A 17,133-nucleotide genomic window follows, 5' to 3' on the forward strand; every position below is an offset into this window, starting at 1 on the left:
AGACCAGTACGGCAAGCGACAAACACCGGAGCACAATGTTTGCTCCTGCCGATACATATCCGACAACGCGCGCGAAAAAAAGTTTCCCGAGAATCTCTACACGCCAGTCGAACGAAACATCTTGTCCCGCGCGGCGTGACGCAAGGCCGCGATCACAGAGGGCTCCAGGCGTCCTTCGGCAATACGCAGGTCGCGGTGCAAGCCGTCGACCACATCGGTCAACAAACGCTTGTCGTTCAATTGGGCATGGCTGATTTCACGCTCCAACAGGATCAGGCCCGCGCGGCTGTTCACGGTCAGCCGGCATTCACCATGGCTCCCCGACGGTGTCAGGGTGACGGGATAAGGACTCAATGCTTCATTCAGCAACAGACTGATACTTTCCATCTCGATCACCACTCAATAGTCAGAACCCGACAGATCAAAAACAAAGGGGCTGTAGTCAATGACCGCCAGTCAGAGAAGAAAGTTCGTCAAGCCAGCTAACCGGATACTGGTAGAAACCGCACATCCGGCAGTTCCTAGCGTTCCATTGCGAGCATGAACCAGAAAGATGACAGAGAGAAAACAGCGAAACGCCTCACCTCCCCCCTTGCGCATCATCCTCGCCGACGATCATCCGATTTTTCTGATTGGCCTGCGTGTTGTTCTCGAGCAAGACCCAGGACTGAGCGTTGTTGGCGAGGCCAGCACGCCAGAGGAACTGCTCGGACTTCTGCAAAGCACTACCTGCGAGATGCTGGTCACGGATTTCATGATGCCGGTCGAACAGCAGAATGACGGTCTGCGCATGCTGGAAAGCGTGACTCGGCAGCACCCGCACCTGCCGATCGTGGTGGTCACCATGCTCAACAATGCCGGGCTGTTCCGTTCCATTCTCGACCTCGGCGTGATGGGGCTGCTGAGCAAGGCCAGCCTAGCCGCCGAGCTGCCGGTCGCCATCGCCCAGGCACGGCGCCGACGGCTCTACGTAGCCAACTCCATTCGTCAGATATTGGCGCTGGCAGGCGAGGTCGGCGAGCACCGCCTGGGCGACCAGGAACAACTTTCACCCCGGGAGCTGGAGGTGACACGCCTGCTGGCGGCCGGGCGTACCGTCGGTGAAATCGCCACGCAGTTGAGCCGCAGCAAGCAGACGGTGAGCGCCCAGAAGGTCAGTGCCATGCGCAAGCTCGGCTTGTCCAACAATGCGGCGTTGTTTCTCTACCTGCAGGAACATGGCCTGGCCTGAAAGGGGCCGGTCGTCAGAGGCTCACGCTGTCCGCGGGTACGTATTCCACCCGCGCGGGCAGCGGGCACCCCGCGCCGAACCCCGCCACTTCAAGCCAGGACAACAGCTCGGCGCGACTCATGGGCGGGGCCACGAAGCTGCCTTGAATCAGCCCGTCCCCCAGGGCCATGACCGCCTGGTAGTCGCTTTCGCTTGCAACCCCGCTGAGCACCACTTGCAAGTTCATGCCTCGCGCCATCCGCCAGACTCCGTCGACGATGGCCGACTTGCGCGGGTCCGCCGCCATCCCGAGCACGAATGGCGCGGCGATCTTCAGTTCCGTGAACGGTAACTCAAGCAGGCGCCGCAGGCTGCTCCCGCCCATGCCGAAATCGCCGACCGCCAACTGGCAGCCGAGCATGCGTAACCTCAGCAAGCCCTCGGCCAGCGCAATGGCGCTGGTGAATTCGGTTGTTTCCAGCACATCGAGGGTCACTCGCGCGGCAGGTAAGTCGAAGCGCTCCAGCAAGGCTTTCAGGCGCGCGGCGAAGTCCAGCTGTTCGACCATGCTTCCCGGTATACCCACGGTGATCGGCAAGGCTTCCTCGGTGGCGAAACGCACCTCGGCCGACAGGCTCACGGCCAGTTCCAACACCTGCCAGATCAACGCCTGTGCCAACCCGGCGTACTCGAGCACCGGCATGAAACTGTCGGGCAGCAACAACCCCTGCTCCGGGTGTTGCCAGCGCACCAGCGCCTCGACTCCCGCGACGCGACCGTGCGCCGTCAAGCGTGGCTGAAAGTGCGCGGTACAGTATTTCTCGATGGCCGCGGTACCTGCGCACGCCTGGAGTTCGTGCAGCGACAGCAGCTCACAGACCTGGGCCAGCGGCAGGCCCGGCCGCCGACGAGCGAAACGCTGCTGGTAGATCGCCAGCAACTCCGCCAGAGTCGCGGCCGAGGCCGGCTTGCGCAGACAACCGAGGACGTGCAGCCCCAACTGGCGGGCCATATGCGCCGCGCCCTCAAGTACCTCCAGCTCGGCGCTGCTGAGGATGATCAGGGCCTGTGCCTCCTGCCCTTCGGCCATGCAACGAATCAGCTCCAGGCCATCGCCCTCCTCCAGGTGCAGGTCGCAGATGGCGACGTCGACTGGGCCGCGATTGGCCAACGATTGCCGGGCACCCTCGACATTTTCCGCCGTCAGCACATCAAACACGCCGGTGGCATTGAGCATCTGGTGCAGGGCCATCAGTTGAAAGGGGTTGTCTTCAAGAATCAGGACTTTGAGTGCGCGCATCGAGGGGCTCCACAAAATGAGGCGGCCGTGGTCCGCAATCACCTTCGAGCTTAATCAACGCCCCGGTAACGCCCCATAGGACAAGTCCTAAAGTGCCGGAATATCCACCTGCAAATGCACTTCGATGTCGTCGAGCACCCGCTCGATGGCTTGTTTGAGCGCCTGCCCGTCCGAGGCCACTCGCTCGTCGGATTTGAGCCGCACACAGCTGTCCAGATCGGCGCAGGCACGTGCCAGGGCAATGGCATCGATCAGGCAGGCGATCCCCTTGAGCCGATGGACCGCCACCCCCAGGCCCTCCCAGTTGCTCAGCCCGACCGCCAGCTCCAGCGCGCCGCGCTCCTGTTCGAGGTTCTTGCGCAACTCCAGCAGCATGCGCCGCATGACCTCGGCGTTGGCACAGGTCATGCTGTTCAGGGCCTGAATATCAAATGAGCGCTCGGGTACGATGCTCGCCAGCAGCTGCGCCAGGTCGTCCAGGGAGACCGGCTTGACCAGCAGCTCAATCATCCCCGCCTCCAGGCAATGCTGACGTTCGTCGCTCAGGGCATTGGCCGTACAACCAACGACCGGACAGCTCTCCCGGACCTCGAGCTGGCGTATCGCCGCGGCCAGCGCATAGCCGCTCATGTCCGGCATGTTGCAATCGGTGATCACCAGGTCGAAAGGCTCCTGCCGCAAGGCTTGCAACGCGGCCTCGCCACTCTGGCAGGCCACGACCCGCTGGCCGAGAAAACTCAACTGCTGGTTGAGCACCAGGCAATTGGCGGACAGGTCATCGACAATCAGCACCTTGAGGGATGCCAGTCGAGGCCGGCGGTCCTCCGCGGCGGGAGACACGATCAGGGCCGGTTCCACGGGCTTGAGCGCCAGCTCGATATGCACCCGGGTGCCTTGTCCCGGTTGGCTGAGCAAGGCGATGGTGCCCCCCATCAACTCCACCAGTTGCTTGCAGATGCTCAAGCCCAGGCCGGTTCCGCCATATTCCTCATCGGCTTGACCACGAATCTGGACAAACGGTGCGAAGAGCGTTTTCTGCTGTTCGAGGCCGATCCCCTTGCCGCTGTCTTCGATAGTGATGCACAGGCTTTCCTGGTCCGCCGTGCGTGACAGACTGCGCACACGAATACGCACAAAGCCCTCGGCGGTGAATTTCAGCGCATTGCCGATCAGGTTGTTCAACACCTGGCGCAAACGCAGCGGGTCGATCCAGTAATCGCCCTCAAGCCCCGGTTCGATCTCCAGGCTCAGTTCGACGCCCTTTTCCCGTGCGGCGGCCTCGAACAGTTGCCGCACGCTTTCCAGCACCGCGGCCAGGGAGCTGGCGCGCAACGCCAGGTGCATGCCACCGGCCTCGATCTTGGCCAGGTCCAGGCTGTCGCCGATCAAGGCCGTCAGCTCCTGCGCCGATTGATAAGCCACCTGCAACGCCTGGGAAAAGCCGCGGCCATTGGCGCGGGCCTGCTCGCGCTCCAGTTCGAGCAGGCCAATGATGGCCACCATCGGGGTGCGAATTTCATGGCTCATGGTGGCCAGAAATGCGCTCTTGGCCTGGTTGGCCTGCTCCGCCTGCTGGCGCGCCTCCATCAGTTGGGCTTCGAGCTGCTTGCGTTCGGTAATGTCGATCCAGCCGCCCAGCAGCCCCTGCAACTGGGCCTCCGCCGAGTAGAACGGCACCATCCACTGATAGATGTCGATCCTGCCGCTGGCAAAGTCGAGCTGGCGGTCCCGGAACAGCGGCTGCTGGGTCTCGAACAACTGGAGGAACTCGGCATGCAGTTGCTCCGCGGTCGCCAGGGGCAAAATATCCACTTCGGTGATCCGTCGACCTTGCACTTGCTCCAACGAGGTGGAAAAGCGTTCCTCGTAACTGCGGTTGCAGGTCATCAGGCGCCCGTCCAGGTCGCGCACGAAAATCGGATTGGGGATCCCGTCCAGCAGGGCACGCTGGAAGGCCAACTGGTCGCTGAGTTCCTGTTCGGCCCGGCGGCGCTGGCGAATCTGGATGTTCAAGCGGCGGTTCCAGGCCAGGGAGACACCGCCCAGCAGGATCATCACCGCCGTCAGGCCGTAGACCCAGCGCGGCACCCGCTCCCAGACCGGGCGCATCGGCGCCAGGCCGATCGCACCGTGCCATTTGATGCGCAACGCGCGCAGTTCGGCCACCGGGAACGCCTCCAGGGCCTTGTTCAGGATACCGAGCAACTCCGGTTCGGTCTTGAGCACCGAGAAACTGTCGGCTGACCACAGCCCCTCGACGCTGCGCCCGACCTTCAGCCGCCCGGGCGGATACAGATAGGCCCGCGTATCGCTCTGGATCGTCGCGGTGGCCTCGCCGCGCTCGACCATTGCCCGCGCCTCCTCGGGCGTCTTGACCGTGCGCAGGTCGATATCCGGATAGCCCCGACGGATCATCGGCTCCAAGGCGTGTTTCTCCGGCAGCACCAGCACCCGCCCGGACAACTGGGAAAGCGCGCCAAGTGGCGAGTCGTGCACGCGCACCACGAACACCCAGGCGCTGCCACCAAAGGCATAGGTGAAATTCAGGAAGGCCTTGCGCTCGACGCTCTCGGCCAGTGTCGTGCTCATCAGTGCCTTGCCATCGTGGAGCAGGCTGACACTCTCGGCGGTGGAACCGGTCTCCCGGAAGTCGAACTGCAGGCCGGTCATGCGCGCAATGCGTGACAGCAGATCCGGGTTGAGGCCAACCCAGCGGTTGTGACCGTCCTTGTAGATATGCGGCGGGTACGGCTGGGCCACCACCGTGACCCGTGGGTGGCGGTCGATCCAGGCCAGCTCCGCCGCGCTGAGGCTGATGCGCGGCTGAGCGATATCCGAACCGAACCCGGTGGTCCAGCGGGCCAGGATCTCCCGCCGCGTGGCGTTGTCGGTGTTGTCCAGGACCCGCTCCACCAGGCCGCTGAGCACTGGATCGGACTGGCGCGTGGCAAAGGCAAAACCAATCGGCGGCAAGTCGCTCTTGTCCTTGATCTGCACGCCCATGTAAGGCCGCAGGCTCTTGTAGGCACGGACAATCACCTCGTTGCCGATAAAGGCCTCGACCTCGCCCTGGGAGAGGGCTTCCAGGGCACTGTAGAGGGTCGGAGCGAGGATGATCTCGCTCTCGGGGTAGGTGGCATGCACGACCTGGGCATCGGCGTAGCCATCGAGCAGCACCACCTTCTTGCCGTTGAGATCATGCAGATCGTGCGCGCCGGCGCGGCCGACGATCACCGAACGATCCGGCATATAGTCGCTGGAGAACGTCAGCCCGGGCACGCCGCGCTCGTAGCCGTTGGCACTGGTGAGAATATCGATCTGCCCGCTGCGCAGGGCGTCGACGGCCTGGTCGCGCTCGCCGAAGCCGAGCACCTGGACCTGCACTCCCAGGCGATCGCGGATCAGCCCCACGTAATCGGCACTGATGCCCTGGTAGCGGTTGCGGTCATTGGTGATATCGATGGGTTCATAGTCGGCCACCGAAATCCCCACCCGCAAGGTTCGCTCGGCCAGCCATTGCTCCTCTTCCGGGTTCAGCGGCAGGCGCTCGACCGCGACGAACGACGGCGGCAAGCTGAACGGCAGGCCCTGGGCCGCCATTGCGCAGGCGGGCAGGCACAGCAGCAGCCACCACGACAACCTGGCCAGAACGGATTGTATGGATCGAGCCAAAAACACCATGACGAACTACCTGCCCCCTTCGGTCCATTTCAGGAAATGGCAAAAAAACAGGGCAAGTTTGACATGCGAAAACGATAAAGCCCGCCAAGGGGCGGGCTTTAATGTGTGACCTTTCTAGTCTGTCAGAGCGCTTTGCCGCGGTTGCCATGCTGGCTGACAAAGGCCTGAACGGCTTTCAAGTCATTGGCCAATACGGTGCAACGCTCATCTCGCTCAAACAAATCCGAAAGATGCGCAGGTAGTTCAAGTGCTTTTCCTACGCCTGCCTTCTCCACTGCCTCGGGGAACTTGACCGGATGCGCGGTTCCCAGCACCACCATCGGGATATCCAGGCTGCGTCGGCACTCACGGGCCGCGCGGACACCGATAGCGGTATGTGGATCGAGGACCTCACCGCTCTGGGCAAAGACTTCGGCGATGGTTTCGCAGGTCTGCGCATCGTCCACGGCCAGGGAATCGAACAGCCTGCGCGCTTCCGTCCAGCGATCCTGATCGACACTGAACCCGCCACCCTGCTTGAAGGTGTCCATCAACCCGGCGATGGCCGCGCCATTGCGCCCGTGCAGGTCGAACAGCAGGCGTTCGAAGTTCGACGAAACCATGATGTCCATGGATGGCGACAGGGTCGCGTGCAGGGTTTCCTTGACGTACTGGTTGCCGCTCATGAAGCGGTGCAGGATGTCATTGCGGTTGGTGGCGACAATCAGTTGATTGATCGGCAGACCCATGTTGCGCGCCAGGTAGCCGGCGAAGATATCGCCGAAGTTGCCGGTCGGTACCGAGAACGCCACCGAACGGGCCGGACCGCCCAACTGCAAGGCCGCGTGGAAGTAGTAGACGATCTGGGCCATGATCCGCGCCCAGTTGATCGAGTTCACCGCCACCAGCCGCGTGCCCTTGAGGAAACTCTGGTCGGCGAAGCTGTTCTTGACCATTTCCTGGCAATCGTCGAAGTTGCCTTCGATGGCGATGTTGTGGATGTTGTCGCCGAACAGGGTGGTCATCTGCCGGCGCTGCACCTCGGACACCCGGTTGTGCGGATGGAGGATGAAGATGTCGACGTTTTCGCAGTGCTTGCAGCCTTCGATGGCGGCCGAACCGGTGTCGCCGGAGGTGGCGCCGATGATCACCACGCGCTCGCCACGCTTTTCCAGCACGTAGTCGAGCAGGCGACCGAGCAGTTGCAGGGCGAAGTCCTTGAACGCCAGGGTCGGGCCGTGGAACAGCTCCAGCACCCATTCGTTGCCGTTCAGTTGGCGCAACGGCGCCACGGCGTCATGGGCGAAGACACCGTAGGTTTCCTCGAGAATCTTCTTGAAGTCGGCGTCCGGAATGCTGCCGGTGACGAACGGGCGCATGACCCGGAACGCCAGCTCGTGGTACGGCAGGCCGGCCCAGGAAGCGATTTCCTCCTGGGTGAAGCGTGGCAGGTTTTCCGGCACGTACAGGCCGCCGTCGCTGGCCAGGCCGGCCAGCAGCACGTCTTCGAAGTTCAGGGCCGGTGCCTGGCCGCGGGTACTGATGTAACGCATGAAGAATTCCTCTCTGATCGGCGGCGCCGGCTTAGTTCAAGTGCTCGACGCGGATCCGCACGACAGGGCCGACCACGCCTTGCAGGGCCTCCAGCGCCGCGATGGCGTCGTTGATATGCTGCTCCAGGACACGGTGGGTCAGCAGGATCATCGGCACCAGGCCGTCGTGCTCCTCGACTTCCTTCTGCATGATCGATTCGATGTTGATGCCGCGCTCCGACAGGATGCTCGCCACCTGGGCCAACACGCCCGGATGGTCCTTGGCCTGGATACGCAGGTAGTAGGCGCTTTCGCAGGCTTCGATCGGCAGGATCGGGTGCGCCGACAGCGAGTCCGGCTGGAAAGCCAGATGCGGTACGCGGTTTTCCGGATCGCTGGTCATGGCACGAACCACATCCACCAGGTCGGCAACCACCGACGAAGCCGTTGGCTCCATGCCAGCACCGGCCCCGTAGAACAGGGTGGAACCGGAGGCATCGCCATTGACCATGACCGCGTTCATCACGCCATTGACGTTGGCGAGCAGGCGATCGGCCGGGATCAGCGTCGGGTGCACCCGCAGTTCGATACCGGCGGCGGTGCTGCGCGCTACACCCAGGTGCTTGATGCGATAGCCCAGGGCCTCGGCGTAATTGACGTCGGCGGTGGTCAGCTGGGTGATGCCTTCGGTGTAGGCCTTGTCGAATTGCAGCGGGATACCGAAGGCAATGGAAGCCAGGATCGTCAGCTTGTGCGCGGCATCGATGCCTTCGACGTCGAAGGTCGGATCGGCTTCGGCGTAACCCAGGGCCTGGGCCTCGGCCAACACGTCGTCGAAGGTACGGCCCTTCTCGCGCATTTCGGTGAGGATGAAGTTGCCGGTACCGTTGATGATCCCCGCGACCCAGTTGATGCGGTTGGCCGAGAGGCCTTCGCGAATCGCCTTGATCACCGGGATACCGCCGGCCACGGCGGCTTCGAACGCGACGATCACGCCCTTCTCGCGGGCCTTGGCGAAGATTTCGTTACCGTGCACGGCAATCAGCGCCTTGTTCGCGGTGACCACGTGCTTGCCGTGCTCGATGGCACTGAGCACCAGCTCACGGGCCACGGTGTAACCGCCCATCAGCTCGACGACGATATCGATTTCAGGGTTGCTCGCCACTTCGAATACGTCGCGGGTAATAGCAATACCGGTGGTCTGGAACTGAGGCTTTGGCGTACGCATGGCAATTTGTGCCACTTCGATTCCACGCCCGGCACGGCGGGCAATCTCCTCGGCGTTACGCTGAAGTACGTTGAAGGTGCCGCCACCGACGGTACCTAACCCACAGATGCCTACTTTGACCGGTTTCACTCTGAACTCCCCATGAAACGGCCGACACGAGGTCGGCCGTGGAAAACAGCCGCTGGACCACCAGCGGCTCGCTATTGATGACCCCGGAACCTTGTCCCGCGGGCCATGCTCGTCAAAGGTTGAGCCTGACGAGGCTGGATTACTTGGCGGACAGTGCCAGTTTGGCAACTTGTGCCGCTGGCTGGTAGCCCGGAATTACCTGACCGTCGGCCAAAATAATGGCCGGCGTGCCGTTGACACCGATCGATTGGCCGAGGGCGAACTGCTTGGACACCGGGTTGGCGCACTTGGCAGCCTTGATTTCCTGGCCGTCGACCATCTTGTCCATGGCCGCTTTCTTGTCGGCCGAGCACCAGACCGCCTGCAACTGTTCGTCGCCCGGCGAGCCGAGGCCCTGGCGCGGGAACGCGACATAGCGCACCTCGATGCCCATTTTGTTCAGCGCCGGCACTTCGGCATGCAGCTTGTGGCAGTACGGGCAGGTGGTATCGGTGAACACGGTGATATGCGACTTGGTTTCGCCGATAGCCGGGTAGACCACGGTCTCGGCCACCGGAATACCGTTGATCAATTTGGAGACGCCCAGGCGTTCGGTCTTCTCGGTGAGGTTGACCGGCTTGCCATCCTTGAGCTGGAACAGGTAGCCCTGCATGACGAACTGGCCATCGGCGCTGGCGTAGAGCACGCGGCTGCCCTTGAGCTTGACTTCATACAGGCCGGCCAGGGGGCTGGCGCTGATGCTCTCCACCGGGGTTTCCAGTTGAAGGCTCTCGAGGCTCTTGCGAATCGCCTGCTCGGCGGTGTCGTCGGCCAGGGCCAGGGAGCTGACCAGAGCGAGGGCAGCGGCGGCGAAAATCTGGGTCAAGCGCATGGGAACTCCTGAAGACGGGCGAAGGGGGGTCAGGCCGATAGGACCATGGTGAAACGGATCGGTTTCAAACACCCACTTTGCAAACCTGTAGAGCCTATCACATAAGCCCGGCGGGGCCGAACCCTGTGTCGCTCAGCCGCGCGGGTGGTGCTTGGCATGCATATCCTGCAAGCGCGCCCGGGCCACATGGGTGTAGATCTGCGTGGTCGACAGATCGCTGTGGCCGAGCAACATCTGCACCACCCGCAAGTCGGCACCGTGGTTGAGCAGGTGCGTGGCGAAAGCATGGCGCAAGGTGTGTGGCGACAGCGACTTGCCGATCCCGGCGACCTTGGCCTGGTGCTTGATCCGGTGCCAGAAGGTCTGGCGGGTCATCTGTTCGCCGCGCTGGCTGGGAAACAGCACATCGCTGGGGCGTCCGCCGAGCAGTTCGACACGGGCATCACGCATATAGCGCTCGACCCAGACAATTGCTTCTTCGCCCATGGGCACCAGCCGTTCCTTGCTGCCCTTGCCCATGACCCGCAACACGCCCTGGCGCAGATTGACCTGTTCCAGGGTCAGGCTGATCAGTTCGGTGACCCGCAGCCCGCAGGCATAGAGCACCTCGAGCATGGCGCGGTCGCGCTGGCCGATGGCCTCGCCCAGGTCCGGGGCGGCCAGCAGCGCTTCCACATCGGCTTCCGACAAGGATTTGGGTAGCGGCCTGCCCAACTGCGGCATCTCGACCTGCAAGGTCGGGTCGACGGCAATCAGCTTTTCACGCAACAGATAGCGATAGAAACCACGCACACCGGAGAGAAAGCGCGCAGTGGAGCGCGGCTTGTAGGCCTGTTCCAGGCGCCAGGCCAGATGATCGAGGATCAGCTCGCGGCCGGCATTGGCCAGTTCCAGGTCTTTTTCCTGCAACCAGCCGTTGAACAACGCCAGGTCGCTGCGATAAGCGCCCCGGGTGTTGTCGGACAGACCTTTTTCCAGCCACAAGGCGTCGAGAAACTGGTCGATAAGCGGGTGATCGATGGCGGGCATAAGGGCTCGGAAAACAACAGGCGATTAGCAGATGAACTGTGACAGCGCGCCACGGCTTTTTCAAAACCCATAATGCAAAAAAGCAGCCCGTAGGCTGCTTTTTTCTGCATCGGAAGCTGGACTTAAACCAGTTTTTCCTTGATGCGAGCTGCTTTACCCGACAGGTCACGCAGGTAGTACAGCTTGGCTTTACGTACATCACCGCGACGCTTGACAGCCATGCTGTCGATTTGCGGGCTGTAGGTCTGGAAAGTACGCTCTACGCCAACACCGTTGGAGATTTTACGTACGGTGAACGCGCTGTTCACACCGCGGTTACGCTTGGCAATTACCACGCCTTCGAACGCTTGCAGACGCGAACGGTCGCCTTCCTTCACTTTCACCTGAACGACAATGGTGTCGCCCGGGGCAAAGGTAGGGATCTCTTTGGTCATCTGCTCGGCTTCGAGTTGCAGAATGATTTTGTTAGTCATGCTGTGCTCCTAAGGTAAATCGTCCGATCTACCATCGATACGTTGTTAACTATCGTCCCGCTCGCGGATGTATTCCTCGAGCAGCTTCTTCTCTTCTCCAGAAAGCGAGCGGCTTTCCAGAAGATCGGCGCGTCGTTCCGAGGTCCTGCCAAGGGACTGCTTCAGACGCCAACGCCGGATATGTGCGTGGTTGCCACTGAGCAACACGTCGGGAACACGCTGATCCGCATACACCTCCGGACGGGTGTAGTGCGGGCAATCCAGCAGACCATCCGTGAAGGAATCTTCCTCCGCGGAGTCCGCATGCCCTAAAGCTCCGGGCAGCAGCCGTGTAACCGCATCTATCAGGACCATCGCCGGCAGCTCGCCACCGGAAAGAACATAGTCCCCAATCGACCACTCTTCATCGACATGAGCCTCTATAAAGCGCTCGTCAATGCCTTCATAACGACCTGCAATGAGGATCAAGGCTTCCTCGTTCGCCAGGTCGCGTACCGCCAACTGATTCAGTTGCCGGCCTTGGGGCGACAGGTAAATCACCTTCGCCGCCTCCCCTGCCGCCGCCTTGGCCTGAACCAGGGCATCCTCAAGGGGCTTGATCTTCATCACCATGCCCGGACCACCGCCAAACGGGCGATCGTCCACAGTGTGATGCCGATCCGTGGTGTAGTCCCGCGGGTTCCAACAGGTCAACTGCAAGAGCCCCTGTTTCACCGCGCGACTGGTGATGCCGTAGTCGCTGATGGCGGAAAACATCTCGGGAAACAAACTGATCACTTCTACGCGTAGGCGAGCCAGCTTAGAAGTCTGCATCCCATTCCACCTTCATCTCACCAGCGGCAAGGTCGACAGCCAACACACATTGCTCCGTATAGGGCAACAGGCGTTCGCGATCATCCAGGCTGCCCGGGCAAGGCTTGACCACCATGACATCGTTCGAGCCCGTCTCAAGCAGGTGATCGATTTTCCCGAACAGTTGTCCGAGGGTGTCGATGACCTTGAGACCTTCCAGCTGGTACCAGTAGTACTCGCCGTCGGTCAGTTCAGGAAACAGGTTGCGCGGCACGCAGATCTCATAACCGGCCAGAAGACGCGCTTCTTCACGATCATCGAGACCCTTGAGCTTTGCGACCAGGAACTTGTCGTTCCCACGTCCGCTGACCAGCTCTACCTGTTTCACGCTACCTTCGCGCTTGAGCGTCCAGGTTTTGTAGTCCAACAGGTTTTTAATCGGATCCGTAAAGGAATAAACCTTCACTTCGCCGCGAACGCCATGAACCGAATAGATCTTGCCGATAACGATCAAATCATCGGTAGAAGCCGGCGTCGCGCTCATATTGCTCAGGCCGCAGCCTTAGCAGATTCCTTCAACAACTGAGCAACACGCTCAGAAGGTTGTGCACCAACGCTCAGCCAGTAGGCTACGCGCTCTTGGTTCACGGACAGACGAACTTCCTGACCACGAGCAACCGGGTTGAAGAAACCCACTTGTTCTTTGTGCGAACCGTCACGAGCGTTGCGGCTGTCGGTTACGGTCAGGTGGTAAAACGGGCGCTTTTTGGAGCCGCCAAGGGCAAGACGGATTGTTAGCATGTGAACATCGTTCCTGTAGTCGGTGCTGCAAATCTAAATGCACAGCGGGCATGGGTGCCCGAAAGGCCGCATATTCTAAGGAATATACGGACTTTTGCAAATGACTTTTTCCGGCGCCCGGCGCCGTGCAATCAAGATTTGCCATAGAGCCATCGTCAAGATGGCAGGTCAGCTCCCGCTGAACGCGGGTTTACTGGCGATCCCCCGCATCCCTGCGGGGGGTAGCGCCGACCGTCAGGTCGGCGCGAATCCTTTACATTTTCGGCATGCCGCCGCCGGGCAACATACCGCCCATGCCGCGCATCATCTTGGCCATACCGCCTTTGGCGGAGAATTTCTTCATCATTTTCTGCATCTGCTTGTGCTGCTTGATCAAGCGTCCGATGTCCTGCACCTGGGTGCCGGAGCCCATGGCGATCCGGCGTTTGCGCGAACCGCTGATCAGCTCAGGGTCGCGGCGCTCGGCCGGGGTCATGGAATTGATGATGGCTTCCATCTGCTTGAACTGCTTCTCGGCCGCGCCCTGGGCGTTGCCCATCTGCGCCAGGTTGACCCCACCGATGTTCGGCAGTTTGTCCATCAGGCCACCCAGGCCGCCCATGTTCTTCATCTGTTGCAGCTGGTCGCGGAAGTCTTCGAGATCGAAGCCCTTGCCTTTCTTCAGCTTCTTGGCCAGCTTGTCGGCCTTGTCCTTGTCGAGGGTCTGTTCGGCCTTCTCGATCAGGCTGAGCACGTCGCCCATGCCGAGGATACGCGAGGCGATCCGCTCCGGGTGGAACGGCTCGAGCGCTTCGCTCTTCTCGCCCATGCCGATGAACTTGATCGGTTTGCCGGTAATGGCCCGTACCGACAACGCGGCACCGCCACGGGCATCGCCGTCGACCTTGGTCAGGATCACACCGGTCAGCGGCAGCGCATCGCCGAAGGCCTTGGCGGTGTTGGCGGCGTCCTGGCCGGTCATGGCGTCGACCACGAACAGCGTCTCCACCGGCTTGATCGCCGCGTGCAGCTGCTTGATTTCGGCCATCATCTCGTCGTCGATGTGCAGACGACCAGCGGTGTCGACGATAACCACGTCGATGAATTTGAGTCGGGCTTCCTTGATCGCCGCTTCGGCGATGTCCACCGGCTTCTGGCTGAGATCGGACGGGAAGAAGGTGACGCCGATGTCGCCCGCCAGGGTTTCCAGTTGCTTGATCGCCGCCGGACGGTAGACGTCGGCCGAGACCACCATCACGCTTTTCTTCTTGCGCTCCTTGAGGAAGCGCGCCAGCTTGCCGACGGTGGTGGTTTTACCCGCGCCCTGCAGACCGGCCATGAGTACCACCGCGGGCGGTACGGCGCTGAGGTTGAGGTCCTCGTTGGCGGCGCCCATCAGGCTTTCGAGCTCGGCCTGGACGATCTTCACGAAGGCCTGGCCCGGGGTCAGGCTGCGCGACACTTCGGTGCCGACCGCGCGGTCCTTGACCGCGTTGACGAAATCCTTCACCACCGGCAGGGCGACGTCGGCTTCGAGCAACGCCATGCGCACTTCACGCAGGGTGTCTTTGATGTTGTCCTCGGTCAGCTTGGCCTTGCCGGTGACATGGCGCAGCGTCTGCGAGAGACGGTCGGTCAGGTTTTCAAACATGCGCGATCCTTTGAGGCCCTCATGGAGACCGAAGTGATGGCTGCCGGACAAGAAAAAACAACGTCTGGCGAGCCTGCGGCGTGGGCAGGTCGCGGATTATAGCGGAGACTGCATGCGCCGCACTAGCACCACGGTCTTTCGTGGACCAGGGGTTCTATGCCAAACTCAGCGCCTTTCGGGCTTGCCTAACAGGACTTATGCTCCCTTTGTCACCCAGTTTGCTGACCAGCCTCGCCGCCGCCTGCCTCTATGCCGCTGCGACCCTTTATCAAGGCACCCGCCTGCGCCAGGGCGCCAAGGCGAACAAACGCCTGCTGGTCGGGCTCGGCGTGCTCGCCGTGATTGCCCATGCGACCAGCCTGCTCACCCACCTGATGACACCCATCGGCCTGGGCCTGGACTTTTTCAACGCCGCCAGCCTGATCGCCGTCGCCGTGATCGCCCTGACCCTGGCGGCCTGCTCGCGCATCCCGGTGGAAAACCTGCTGCTGCTACTGTTTCCGCTGGGCCTGCTGACCGTGGTGCTGGCACAGTTCGCGCCCTCCGGCACGGTGCAGATCATCGATGAGGCGCCTGGGATCCTGGCGCATATCCTGTTGTCGATCCTGGCCTACGGCATGTTCACCATCGCGGTGTTCCAGGCCCTGCTCCTGCTGCTGCAGGATCACCAGCTCAAGCACAAGCACCCCTCCGGGCTGATCAGGAACTTCCCGCCGTTGCAGACCATGGAAAGCCTGTTGTTCGGCTTTCTCTGGGCCGGCTGGAGCCTGCTGTCGCTGTCACTGATCTCCGGCTGGCTGTTCGTCGAGAACCTGTTCGCCCAGCACCTGGTACACAAGACCCTGCTAGCCTGCCTGGCCTGGGTGGTGTTCAGCGTGCTGTTGTGGGGGCGCAATCGTCTTGGTTGGCGCGGGCACAAGGCCATCCGCTGGACCCTGGCTGGTTTCTGCCTGCTGATGCTGGCCTATTTCGGCAGCAAGCTGGTCCGCGAATACATCCTGCACATCTGACGGGCGTTTGACACCATGGACAACTTGCCCGCCGGGCCGATGCTCGCCGTATTGGCCCTGCTGATCCTCTGGTCGGCGCTGTTCACCGCCATAGAAGTCGCGCAACAACAGCTCGCGGCCTTGCGCCCCGCCTCACGCTCGGGTGAAAAGCCGCTGGCCCGGCTGAAATTCCCCCGCGACAGCCTGATCCTGTGCAATACCCTGTGCCGGATCGTGGTCGTGGTGATCAGCACCCTGCTGTCGATTCTGCTGTGGGGCCAGCACGGGCCCTGGCTGGCCTGCCTCGGCGCCACGGTCCTGTTGCTGGTCTTCGCCGACTACCTGCCACGTCTGCTCGCCGCGCGCTATCCCGAGCCGATTCTGGCCACGGGTAACGCCCTGTTGGGGATTCCGCTGAAGATCATCTACCCGCTGGCCTGGCTGCTCAGCGGTATCGCCCAACTGTTGCTGCGCCCCTTTATCAGCAAAGCCGGCGCAGTCAAGCAGAGCGATGAAGACCAGCCGCCCCTTGATCTGGAAGATGAGCCGGAGCTCCCGCCGCGCAGCCCGTCGCTGTCGAGCATCAAGGCACTGGACAACATCACGGTCAACGACATCCTGGTGCCACGCAGCGAAGTGGATGGGATCAACCTCGACGACTCCATCGAGGAAATCACCGCGCAGTTGCTGAAGAACCGCCGTACCCGCCTACCGGTGTTCCACAGCGATATCAACCAGGTCGAGGCGGTGATCAATACCCGTCAGATCCTTAACCTGCTGTTCGATGCCAGCCTGACCAAAGCCGCCCTGCTCGCCGCCTGCCATGAGCCGTACTTCGTGCCGGAAAGCACGCCACTGCAACTGCAACTGCTGAACTTCCACAAGCAACAGCGGCGCCTGGGCATGGTGGTGGACGAATACGGCGAGGTGCTGGGCATCGTCACCCTGGAAGATATTCTGGAAGAAATCGTCGGCGAATTCGAAAGCGAGCACAGTCTCGACAACCCGCACATCCATCCCCAGCCCGACGGACGGTTGGTGATCGAAGGGGCCGCGTCAATTCGCGAACTGAACAAGAGTCTCGGTTGGCACCTGCCTTGCGATGGCCCGAAAACCCTCAATGGCCTGGTCACCGAAGCACTGGAAACCATTCCGGACAGCGCCGTATGCCTGAAGATCGGCCGTTACCGCCTGGAAATTCTCGAAACCGAGGACAATCGGGTCAGCCGGGTTCTGGCCTGGCATACCAGCTCTACCCCAGTGGCAACGCCATCCTCGTAATTCAAAGTCGCCGCGCAACCTTGTGAGCGGAGCTTGCCCGCGAAGCCTTTGGCGGCCTTGAGGGCCCCTTCGCGGATGAATCCGGCTCCCACGGCACGGTGTTTCAACGTAAAGCTTCGCCGACCCCGGGCCTGCCACACATCCCGCACGACCTTCGCTCTTGTTTGATCCATCGGCGCCTTCCTATAATCGAACCGGCTTACCCAGC

Annotated in this window: 15 protein-coding genes; 3 read left to right on the forward strand and 12 right to left on the reverse strand. The window is 61.8% G+C overall.

Going from position 1 to position 17,133, the window contains the following annotated elements; translation table 11 throughout:
• Nucleotides 1-96: 96 nt before the first annotated feature.
• A complete protein-coding gene (locus PFEN_RS02800) occupies nucleotides 97-387 on the reverse strand; it encodes a DUF3509 domain-containing protein (protein WP_191485508.1) in 291 nt (96 codons plus the stop codon).
• 166 nt (nucleotides 388-553) lie between these two features.
• On the opposite strand from PFEN_RS02800, the gene PFEN_RS02805 reads away from it, so the two are divergent.
• Complete coding sequence (locus PFEN_RS02805) at nucleotides 554-1,231, forward strand: response regulator transcription factor (protein WP_191485509.1); 678 nt, start codon at nucleotides 554-556, stop codon at nucleotides 1,229-1,231.
• A gap of 13 nt (nucleotides 1,232-1,244) precedes the next feature.
• Here the strand turns inward: PFEN_RS02805 and PFEN_RS02810 are convergent, their stop codons facing one another.
• From PFEN_RS02810 to ffh, 11 genes are all read right to left on the reverse strand, one after another.
• The gene (locus PFEN_RS02810; RefSeq protein ID WP_191485510.1) at nucleotides 1,245-2,510 is read right to left on the reverse strand and encodes an EAL domain-containing protein; all 1,266 of its coding nucleotides are present in this window, start codon (nucleotides 2,508-2,510) and stop codon (nucleotides 1,245-1,247) included.
• Between the two features lie 87 nt (nucleotides 2,511-2,597).
• Nucleotides 2,598-6,110, reverse strand: a complete 3,513-nt coding sequence (locus tag PFEN_RS02815) for an ATP-binding protein (RefSeq protein WP_191485912.1) — start codon at nucleotides 6,108-6,110, stop codon at nucleotides 2,598-2,600.
• 203 nt (nucleotides 6,111-6,313) lie between these two features.
• Nucleotides 6,314-7,723 carry a threonine synthase gene (gene thrC, locus PFEN_RS02820; RefSeq protein ID WP_191485511.1) on the reverse strand — a complete coding sequence of 470 codons (1,410 nt, stop codon included), beginning with the start codon at nucleotides 7,721-7,723 and terminating at the stop codon, nucleotides 6,314-6,316.
• 31 nt (nucleotides 7,724-7,754) lie between these two features.
• The gene (locus PFEN_RS02825; protein ID WP_191485512.1) at nucleotides 7,755-9,059 is read right to left on the reverse strand and encodes a homoserine dehydrogenase; all 1,305 of its coding nucleotides are present in this window, start codon (nucleotides 9,057-9,059) and stop codon (nucleotides 7,755-7,757) included.
• Between the two features lie 139 nt (nucleotides 9,060-9,198).
• A complete protein-coding gene (locus PFEN_RS02830) occupies nucleotides 9,199-9,930 on the reverse strand; it encodes a DsbC family protein (RefSeq protein WP_191485513.1) in 732 nt (243 codons plus the stop codon).
• 132 nt (nucleotides 9,931-10,062) lie between these two features.
• Nucleotides 10,063-10,959 (reverse strand): site-specific tyrosine recombinase XerD, encoded by an 897-nt coding sequence (gene xerD / locus PFEN_RS02835; RefSeq protein WP_191485514.1) that lies wholly within the window; start codon nucleotides 10,957-10,959, stop codon nucleotides 10,063-10,065.
• A 122-nt stretch (nucleotides 10,960-11,081) separates the two neighbouring features.
• Nucleotides 11,082-11,432 carry a 50S ribosomal protein L19 gene (gene rplS, locus PFEN_RS02840; RefSeq protein WP_191485515.1) on the reverse strand — a complete coding sequence of 117 codons (351 nt, stop codon included), beginning with the start codon at nucleotides 11,430-11,432 and terminating at the stop codon, nucleotides 11,082-11,084.
• Between the two features lie 45 nt (nucleotides 11,433-11,477).
• Entirely contained in the window at nucleotides 11,478-12,245 is a 768-nt protein-coding gene (gene trmD, locus PFEN_RS02845) for a tRNA (guanosine(37)-N1)-methyltransferase TrmD (RefSeq protein WP_191485516.1), read from the reverse strand.
• Entirely contained in the window at nucleotides 12,232-12,768 is a 537-nt protein-coding gene (rimM, locus tag PFEN_RS02850; RefSeq protein ID WP_191485517.1) for a ribosome maturation factor RimM, read from the reverse strand. Before rimM ends, trmD begins: the two co-directional genes overlap by 14 nt.
• Before the next feature lie 5 nt (nucleotides 12,769-12,773).
• On the reverse strand, nucleotides 12,774-13,025 hold the full coding sequence (gene rpsP / locus PFEN_RS02855; RefSeq protein WP_017130802.1) for a 30S ribosomal protein S16: 252 nt from the start codon (nucleotides 13,023-13,025) through the stop codon (nucleotides 12,774-12,776).
• Between the two features lie 253 nt (nucleotides 13,026-13,278).
• A complete protein-coding gene (gene ffh, locus PFEN_RS02860) occupies nucleotides 13,279-14,655 on the reverse strand; it encodes a signal recognition particle protein (protein WP_191485518.1) in 1,377 nt (458 codons plus the stop codon).
• Nucleotides 14,656-14,852: 197 nt separating this feature from the next.
• On the opposite strand from ffh, the gene PFEN_RS02865 reads away from it, so the two are divergent.
• Nucleotides 14,853-15,665 carry an inner membrane protein YpjD gene (locus tag PFEN_RS02865; RefSeq protein WP_191485519.1) on the forward strand — a complete coding sequence of 271 codons (813 nt, stop codon included), beginning with the start codon at nucleotides 14,853-14,855 and terminating at the stop codon, nucleotides 15,663-15,665.
• Between the two features lie 15 nt (nucleotides 15,666-15,680).
• Entirely contained in the window at nucleotides 15,681-16,925 is a 1,245-nt protein-coding gene (locus PFEN_RS02870; RefSeq protein WP_191485520.1) for an HlyC/CorC family transporter, read from the forward strand.
• Nucleotides 16,926-17,133: the final 208 nt, after the last annotated feature.

It is taken from the genome of Pseudomonas sp. FEN (assembly GCF_904067045.1).
Classification (GTDB): Bacteria; Pseudomonadota; Gammaproteobacteria; order Pseudomonadales; family Pseudomonadaceae; genus Aquipseudomonas.

Excerpts from the sequence above, each read along its gene's own strand:
- PFEN_RS02800 (WP_191485508.1), bottom strand. The coding sequence starts at position 387 with ATGGAAAGTATCAGTCTGTTGCTGAATGAAGCATTGAGTCCTTATCCC.
- PFEN_RS02805 (WP_191485509.1), top strand. The coding sequence starts at position 554 with ATGACAGAGAGAAAACAGCGAAACGCCTCACCTCCCCCCTTGCGCATC.
- PFEN_RS02810 (WP_191485510.1), bottom strand. The coding sequence starts at position 2,510 with ATGCGCGCACTCAAAGTCCTGATTCTTGAAGACAACCCCTTTCAACTG.
- PFEN_RS02815 (WP_191485912.1), bottom strand. The coding sequence starts at position 6,110 with ATGGCGGCCCAGGGCCTGCCGTTCAGCTTGCCGCCGTCGTTCGTCGCG.
- thrC (WP_191485511.1), bottom strand. The coding sequence starts at position 7,723 with ATGCGTTACATCAGTACCCGCGGCCAGGCACCGGCCCTGAACTTCGAA.
- PFEN_RS02830 (WP_191485513.1), bottom strand. The coding sequence starts at position 9,930 with ATGCGCTTGACCCAGATTTTCGCCGCCGCTGCCCTCGCTCTGGTCAGC.
- xerD (WP_191485514.1), bottom strand. The coding sequence starts at position 10,959 with ATGCCCGCCATCGATCACCCGCTTATCGACCAGTTTCTCGACGCCTTG.
- rplS (WP_191485515.1), bottom strand. The coding sequence starts at position 11,432 with ATGACTAACAAAATCATTCTGCAACTCGAAGCCGAGCAGATGACCAAA.
- trmD (WP_191485516.1), bottom strand. The coding sequence starts at position 12,245 with ATGCAGACTTCTAAGCTGGCTCGCCTACGCGTAGAAGTGATCAGTTTG.
- rimM (WP_191485517.1), bottom strand. The coding sequence starts at position 12,768 with ATGAGCGCGACGCCGGCTTCTACCGATGATTTGATCGTTATCGGCAAG.
- rpsP (WP_017130802.1), bottom strand. The coding sequence starts at position 13,025 with ATGCTAACAATCCGTCTTGCCCTTGGCGGCTCCAAAAAGCGCCCGTTT.
- ffh (WP_191485518.1), bottom strand. The coding sequence starts at position 14,655 with ATGTTTGAAAACCTGACCGACCGTCTCTCGCAGACGCTGCGCCATGTC.
- PFEN_RS02865 (WP_191485519.1), top strand. The coding sequence starts at position 14,853 with ATGCTCCCTTTGTCACCCAGTTTGCTGACCAGCCTCGCCGCCGCCTGC.
- PFEN_RS02870 (WP_191485520.1), top strand. The coding sequence starts at position 15,681 with ATGGACAACTTGCCCGCCGGGCCGATGCTCGCCGTATTGGCCCTGCTG.